Below are 6,746 nucleotides of genomic sequence, written 5' to 3'. Positions count from 1 at the left end.
TAATTGTTAAAGAACTGTATTCGGTACTGCTTATTTACCACTCTCGCGCTATCGACAAAGCGTTGTGTTTGTCAGCTGCGAAGAAGGAAGAGTATGAAGCGTTTCGGCTAATTCGTCAACCTTCTTTTTTCACCCTGCTTTACTCGGCATTTACATGCGTCGTTCAGCGAGGGGGCGAATTATAGCCCTGCCCTGCGCGCGCCGCAAGGGCTATTTTGCAGCCCCATCCGAACAACTCTCCGCCCAGCAGGCAAAGCACTCACTTCAAGCGCCCTTTTGTGCAGCCTGTCGCAAGGGGCTGGCGTCGGGCCATGGCTTTAGGCACAGTGGCAACATCAGACTCTGACACGGCGCAACAACAGGTTAAACTTGTCCGCCGCGTCGATTAACTCTTGTATCTTGTATTTGAAAGCGTCCACATGCTCCCGATTTCCAGCCTGCCTCAACTGTTGAAGACCATCCTCGCCTGGTTGCAGCGGGCATTCGACGCGACGACGACCTGGGTCACCCAGCTGTCCTGGTGGAAATTTTTCCTGTTCGCTGCACTGGCCCTGATCGCCGGCTCCATTTTGCAAGATGAACTGTTCTCGTCCAGTCCGGACGAAGAAGTGGTCATCAAGTCGCACAAACGCAGCAATAAGGGCTCGGGGGAAACCAATATCCTGATCGACGATACGGGCATCCATTTTAATCCCCGCAACAGCAAGAATCGGCGTGGCAGCGCCACCGATGCGGCCAGCGAACCGGCCGATGCCGCTGAGGCGGACGAGCACGCAAACGCGGTGCCGCCGGCACCGCCCGAGCCGCCAGCCGCCCCCGCCAAGCCCAGCTATCCGGTGACCACCAATGCTTCGGGAGAAGAAGTCCATATCGAACTGCCCCCGCAAATCGGCGAAGAGCTGTCGAATGCCATCGAAGAAGCGGTCGATGATGCTGCGGAGCAAAAGGTTTCACGCTACCACCAGCAAGCTTCCACCTGGTTCAAGAGCTTCGTCTCGCTGCTGGTATTGGCCCTGTTCGCCATGAAAGCCCTGGTCGGCGGCAAGAAACGCGCCGAAGCGGAAACCGTCACGGCGAATGAAGCGGCCGAGCGCGAATCCATGCAGCGCCAGCTCAGCGAAGCGAAGATGCAGATGATGCAGGCGCAAGTCGAGCCGCACTTCCTGTTCAATACGCTTGCTTCCGTCGAGCACCTGATCCAGGTCGACCCGCCGCGCGCGGCCAAGATGCAACGCAGCCTGATCCAGTATCTGCGCGCCGTGCTGCCGCAAATGCGCGACAACGCGCTGATTACCAACCTGGGCCGCGAAGCGGACATGGTGCAAGCGTACTTGAACCTGCTGAAAATGCGCATGGAAGAACGCCTGACCGTCGACTTCCAGATTCCTGACGGCCTGCGCAGCGCAGCCTTCCCGCCCATGATGCTGCAATCGATGGTGGAAAATGCCATCAAGCACGGCCTGGAAGTCAAGCCGGAAGGCGGCACCTTGCGCATCGTGGCTGAAGTGGCGCACAGCAAGCTGCGTGTCACCGTCACCGATGACGGCCTCGGCTTTGGCGTCGTGCCCAGCGATGGCACGGGCCTGGGCTTGCCCACCATCCGCGAACGCCTGAAACTGTTGCATGGCGACCAAGGCAGCCTGACCATTACGCCAAATCAACCCTCCGGCGTGTGCGCCGTGATCGAAGTGCCGTATCAGCTGTCCAAATAAGACAGTTGATAAAAACGCTAAATCATTGAATAATCAATCTTCGCCTGTTCACACTTGAGACTTATGCCTACCGCTATTATTGCCGACGACGAAAGACTGATGCGCGACCAGCTGCGCCTGCGCCTGGGCCAGGCCTGGCCCGAACTGGAAATCATCGGCGAAGCCAAGAATGGCGACGAAGCGATCGAACTGGTGGAACAACTCAAGCCCGACTTTGCCTTCCTCGATATCCGCATGCCCGGCAAGACGGGCATGGAAGCGGCGCAGGTAATAGGCAGCAAGACCCATATCGTCTTCGTCACGGCCTATGATAGCCACGCCGTCGAAGCGTTCGAACGGGGCGCCGTCGACTACGTGCTCAAGCCGCCCGAGCATGAGCGCCTGCTGGTGACGGTGGAACGCCTGAAAACGCACTTGAACAAGCCGGCGCTGGACGTCAACAGCAGCGTCACGGCCATGCTGTCGCAGCTGGCGGAGAAAATCACGGCCAAGCCCACGTATTTGCAATGGATACAGGCCAGCATCGGCCAGGACTTGCGCATGATTCCCGTGGAAGAGATTTTATTTTTCCGTTCTGACGAGAAATACACCTGCGTGCAGACAGCCAAGTATGAGGCGCTGATCCGCAAGCCCGTGCGCGACCTGGCCGAAGAGCTCGACCCTTCGCTGTTCTGGCAAATCCACCGCGCCACCCTGGTCAACGTGAATGCCATCGAAGGCGTGACGCGCGACATCCGCGGCCGCCACCTGGTGCTCATCAAGGGCAAATCCGACAAGCTCGAAGTGAGCCGCAGTTTCCTGCACCTGTTCAAGCAAATGTAAATCGCTCGCCGCCGCCCGGCCTTGCCGGCGCGGCGTATTGATCTCTTCCGCTCCCCTTCCTGCGCCACATCAAGCCACGCCGCGCCAACAGGCATAGGCTAGATAAAGTCCTGCCCGCCATCCCTGTCTTGCCTGCCTTCGTACACATTGCAAGGAGAACCCCATGCCCGACCGAGGCAGTCCTGCACTGCTGCGCATCTTGCCGCTGGGCATGGCGGCGGCGCTTTTGCTGTGCTTGTTTCCTCCACTGAAAGCCCGCCGGCAACGGCAGGCGCGCGGACAAGCCATCATCGACAGCGCCAGCGACGCCATCATCAGCATCGACAGCCGGCAAATCATCCTGCATGCGAACGCGGCGGCAGCCAGGTTGTTCGACGACACGCCGGCCGGCATGCGCGGCATGCGCCTGGGCCACTATATCCTGCGCGACTTGCGCAGCCTGGGCAGGCATGAAGGCGATCCGCCGTTCGATGACATCAGCCAGGAGCTGCGCCTGACGGGCCGGCGCGCCACCGATTACACCTTGACGGGCCGGCGCAGCGATGGCGCCATGTTTCCCCTCGAAGGTTCGCTCTCGGCCATGCAGGAAAACGGCCAGAGCGTGTTTACCATCATCGTGCGCGACATTACCGCGCGCCAGCAGATGCATGAACAGCTGGCCCGCTCCTTTTCGCAACTGCGTGAATTGTCGAGCGCGCTGCAATCCATCCGCGAAGAAGAGCGCAAGCATATCGCGCGCGAGCTGCATGATGACCTGGGACAATTACTGGCCACCTTGCGCGTCGACCTGACCCTGGTGCGCCAGCATACGGACACGACCGTGCCCCTGCAAGCGTTGCTGCAAAACATGGACGGCTTGCTGGTGACAGCCATCACCTCGCTGCGGCGCATCGCCAGCAACCTGCGTCCGCGCGCACTCGACGAAGGGGGCTTGTATTTTGCACTGCAAAAACTGCGCCACGACTTCCTGCTGCGCCGCGCCATCCATTTCGACTTGCTGGCCGACGAGGCCGACCTGGTGCTCGACGATGCGCGCAGCACGGCCATCTACCGCATCGTGCAGGAAGCACTGACGAATATCGCGCGCCATGCCGAAGCGAACCATATCACCATCGCCCTGCACCGCATCGATTCCTCGCTGGCCATCACCATCCAGGATGACGGCCGCGGCATTGCCGAGCAAGACCTGGAAAAAGCCACGGCACTGGGGCTGCTGGGCATGCGCGAACGGGTGTGGGGCTTGAACGGCAGCATCCATATCGGCGCCGATAGCGAACTGGGCGGCACACGCATCGACATCTCGCTGCCCATGCATAAGGAAGTGCCAGCAGCGGCGATGCAATAAAAAAAGGCGCCCGCAGGCGCCTTTGCTTCGTTACAGCGAATGCTGCTTAGAACTTGTGTGCCAGACCGATCTGGTACGAGGTCAGCGACTTGACGCGCTCGCGGCCAGCGTAAGCGTACACATCGGTGCGCTTCGACAGGTGGTAGTCGTAACCGACGCCGAATTCCTTGATGGTGTCCTGATCCTTGAACTTGTTGTTGCTTTGCTCTTGCTTGCCATACGACACTTTGGCATCGCCGCCGCCAACCGTGTAGTTCAGGCCGATCAGGTAGGACTTGAATTCGCCAGTCGTGGCAACCTTGGTGTCGCCTTTCGAGTAAGCGGCCGTGATCTTGGCTGGGCCGAATTTATAGCCGCCACCGATGGACCACAGGTCAGGCTTGGCTGCCGTTGCCGTTGCCTGCACGGCTTTTTCGTAGCCGGCGTGCAAGCTGATCGGGCCATTGTCGTAGGTTGCCAGGCCAATCACGCCTGCGTCAGCGCTGTTGACTTCGCTCAACACGTATTGCAGGCTGCCCACGAAACCGTCAAAGCTTGGGCTGTTGTAGGTCACGGCATTGTTGACGCGCGACGTGCCGACGCCCGAACGCAGCAGGGTTTCATTGTTCTTGCCGACCACGCCGTAAGTGTTGAATGGGTCGACGCGGGCGATGGTGCCATCGACCAGATTCTTGGTGCGGCCCAGGATGGCGGTACCAAACGCGCCTTTCAAGCCCACATACGCTTGACGGTCGAACAACACGCCTTTTTGCGCGCCGGTGTCGGCCAGGAATTCACTTTCCAGGTTGAAAATTGCGGACAGGCCGCCACCCAGATCTTCCGTACCCTTGAAACCGAGGCGCGACGCATTGTTTTCGCGTTGTACCGTCGGCTGGCCAGTGGTCTTGGCAATGCCGAGGTCAACCAGGCCATACACGGTGACGTTCGATTGTGCTTGTGCCGTAGCTGCTGCGAAGGTGCCGATGATCAATGCTGCCAGAGTAATTTTTTTCACTTGAGATTCTCTACATTAGGTTGGACAAGTTGAGCTGCTGCTGAGCTGCTTAGCTGCTGAACCGAATCATGCCCACGAAATACTTCAACAATATGACATCGACAAGATGTTGCTTTCTGGCACAACATCATGTCAGATAAAAACAACAGACGAAAAAAAACCGCCCGCAGGCGGTTTGTCTTGCCGTGCCGGCCTTACTTCAGGCGGCAGCTCAGCAGCCAGTAGTATTCCAGGCGCTTCATGCGGATTTCGCGGGCCGAATGGGCGAACTTCTTGCGCAGGTGGCTATCCGACGGGAAATTCTTCAGCACTTCATAGCGCTCGCCCCCATCCGTCGTGCGGAACTGGTGCGTATTGCCTTCCAGGTCGGTGCGCGCGATCACGGTGCTGCTGCCATCGACATAGGAATTGTCGATCAGTACCAGCAGGATGTCCTTGCCCAGCTTGCTGCGCAATTGCTTCAGGTATTTGTCCTGGTCTTCGCGCTTGACGTGCGACCACCAGAAGCCGGCGAACACGGCCGTGAACTTGCCCTGCAGGTCGTCGGGCAAGTTGAATGCGTCGAGCTTGGCAAACGTGACGTTGTCAGGCAAGTCGCGGGCCTGGGCCAGCGCCAGCATTTCATCGTTGATATCGGTGGCCAGCACGGACTCGGCCGACTCGGCGACCACTTCCGTCCAGTAGCCCGTGCCGCAAGCCAGTTCCAGCACGGTGTGGCCTTCCAGCACGTCGGCGACCTTGTCGCGCAACACTTCCAGGTCTTCCTGGCGTTCGGGCTTGTCATAGACGCGCTCGTACTGCTGCGCGATGGTGGCGTAATATTTGGCAAGCTGATCGGTAATCATTGTTTCTTCTCTTCTTAAATAATCTTGGCCAGGCACATCGCCCGGCCGACTTCATGCATTGTTATAGTTCGTAGTGCTCTTTATCACCGCTCATCGCCTGCTCGATGAGCTTGCGATTCAGGGTCGGCGTCAGCAACTCGATAAAGGTATAAATATAGCTGCGCAAATACGCGCCCTGCTTGACGGCCACGCGCGACACATTCATGCCGAACAGGTGGCCGACAGGGATGGCGCGCAAGCCTTTGTCGCGCTCGGCATCGAAGGCCATACCCGCTATGATACCAATCCCCATGCCCAACTCGACATAAGTCTTGATCACGTCGGCGTCGATGGCTTCCAGCAAGATGTCCGGCTTCAGGCCGCGCAGCACGAAAGCGTGGTCGATCTTGTTGCGTCCGGCGAACGCGCTGTCATAGGTAATCAGCGGGAAGGCGGCGATTTCTTCCAGGGTCACGGACTTCGATTTGAGCAGCGGATGGTCGACCGGCACCACCACCACGTGTTCCCATTGATAGCATGGCAAGGTGATCAGGCCATCGATGGCGGCGATCGATTCCGTGGCGATGGCGAGATCCGCCTGGTCGCGCTGCACCATCTCGGCGATCTGGCGCGGATTGCCTTGCAGCAATGACAATCTGACCTTCGGGAACTTCAGCATGAAGGCTTGCACGACCTTGGGCAAGGTGTAGCGCGCCTGCGTATGCGTGGTGGCAATGGTGAAGCTGCCGCTGTCCTGCGCCGCGAATTCCTTGCCGATGCGCTTCATGCTGTCGATTTCCTGCATGATCAGCTCGACGGACTCCAGCACCAGGCGGCCCGGCTCCGTCAAGCCGCGGATGCGCTTGCCGTGGCGCGTGAAAATATCCACGCCCAGTTCCTCTTCCAGCTCGATGATGGCTTTCGATACGCCCGGTTGCGACGTAAATAATGCCTTGGCGGCGTCCGTCAGGTTGTAGTTCTGCCGGACCGCTTCGCGCACGAAGCGCAGTTGATGGAGATTCATTGCTGGTTTGCCCTAGATTGCCGTG

At 59.0% G+C, this 6,746-nt stretch carries 7 protein-coding genes; 4 read left to right on the top strand and 3 right to left on the bottom strand.

Annotated features, from left to right (window positions below; translation table 11 throughout):
- The 4 genes from AC07X6_RS26385 to AC07X6_RS26370 all read left to right on the top strand — a co-directional run.
- Window positions 1–185 (top strand): hypothetical protein (locus AC07X6_RS26385; protein ID WP_494792914.1); only part of this gene is annotated, 185 nt, incomplete at its 5' end.
- Between the two features lie 234 nt (window positions 186–419).
- Window positions 420–1,712: a sensor histidine kinase gene (locus tag AC07X6_RS26380; RefSeq protein WP_230538363.1), complete on the top strand. Its 1,293-nt coding sequence runs from the start codon at window positions 420–422 to the stop codon at window positions 1,710–1,712.
- Window positions 1,713–1,775: 63 nt separating this feature from the next.
- Window positions 1,776–2,534: a LytR/AlgR family response regulator transcription factor gene (locus AC07X6_RS26375; RefSeq protein WP_034751497.1), complete on the top strand. Its 759-nt coding sequence runs from the start codon at window positions 1,776–1,778 to the stop codon at window positions 2,532–2,534.
- A 163-nt stretch (window positions 2,535–2,697) separates the two neighbouring features.
- Window positions 2,698–3,879: a PAS domain-containing sensor histidine kinase gene (locus tag AC07X6_RS26370; protein ID WP_230538365.1), complete on the top strand. Its 1,182-nt coding sequence runs from the start codon at window positions 2,698–2,700 to the stop codon at window positions 3,877–3,879.
- A 46-nt stretch (window positions 3,880–3,925) separates the two neighbouring features.
- Here AC07X6_RS26370 and AC07X6_RS26365 read toward each other — a convergent pair whose 3' ends face one another.
- The 3 genes from AC07X6_RS26365 to AC07X6_RS26355 all read right to left on the bottom strand — a co-directional run bounded on the left by AC07X6_RS26365 (window position 3,926) and on the right by AC07X6_RS26355 (window position 6,721).
- Window positions 3,926–4,873, bottom strand: coding sequence for a porin (locus tag AC07X6_RS26365; protein ID WP_051991189.1), 948 nt, complete (start codon window positions 4,871–4,873; stop codon window positions 3,926–3,928).
- 194 nt (window positions 4,874–5,067) lie between these two features.
- On the bottom strand, window positions 5,068–5,718 hold the full coding sequence (locus AC07X6_RS26360; RefSeq protein ID WP_494792913.1) for a class I SAM-dependent methyltransferase: 651 nt from the start codon (window positions 5,716–5,718) through the stop codon (window positions 5,068–5,070).
- Window positions 5,719–5,779: 61 nt separating this feature from the next.
- The gene (locus AC07X6_RS26355; protein ID WP_034751505.1) at window positions 5,780–6,721 is read right to left on the bottom strand and encodes a CysB family HTH-type transcriptional regulator; all 942 of its coding nucleotides are present in this window, start codon (window positions 6,719–6,721) and stop codon (window positions 5,780–5,782) included.
- Window positions 6,722–6,746 lie beyond the last annotated feature (25 nt).

The sequence above is a fragment of the Janthinobacterium sp. GW460-12-1-14-LB5 genome (assembly GCF_059423585.1).
Note: the sequence above shows the minus strand (reverse complement) of the source record. Positions and strands in the feature narration are given on the sequence as shown.

Excerpts from the sequence above, each read along its gene's own strand:
- AC07X6_RS26380 (WP_230538363.1), top strand. The coding sequence starts at position 420 with ATGCTCCCGATTTCCAGCCTGCCTCAACTGTTGAAGACCATCCTCGCC.
- AC07X6_RS26370 (WP_230538365.1), top strand. The coding sequence starts at position 2,698 with ATGCCCGACCGAGGCAGTCCTGCACTGCTGCGCATCTTGCCGCTGGGC.
- AC07X6_RS26375 (WP_034751497.1), top strand. The coding sequence starts at position 1,776 with ATGCCTACCGCTATTATTGCCGACGACGAAAGACTGATGCGCGACCAG.
- AC07X6_RS26360 (WP_494792913.1), bottom strand. The coding sequence starts at position 5,718 with ATGATTACCGATCAGCTTGCCAAATATTACGCCACCATCGCGCAGCAG.
- AC07X6_RS26355 (WP_034751505.1), bottom strand. The coding sequence starts at position 6,721 with ATGAATCTCCATCAACTGCGCTTCGTGCGCGAAGCGGTCCGGCAGAAC.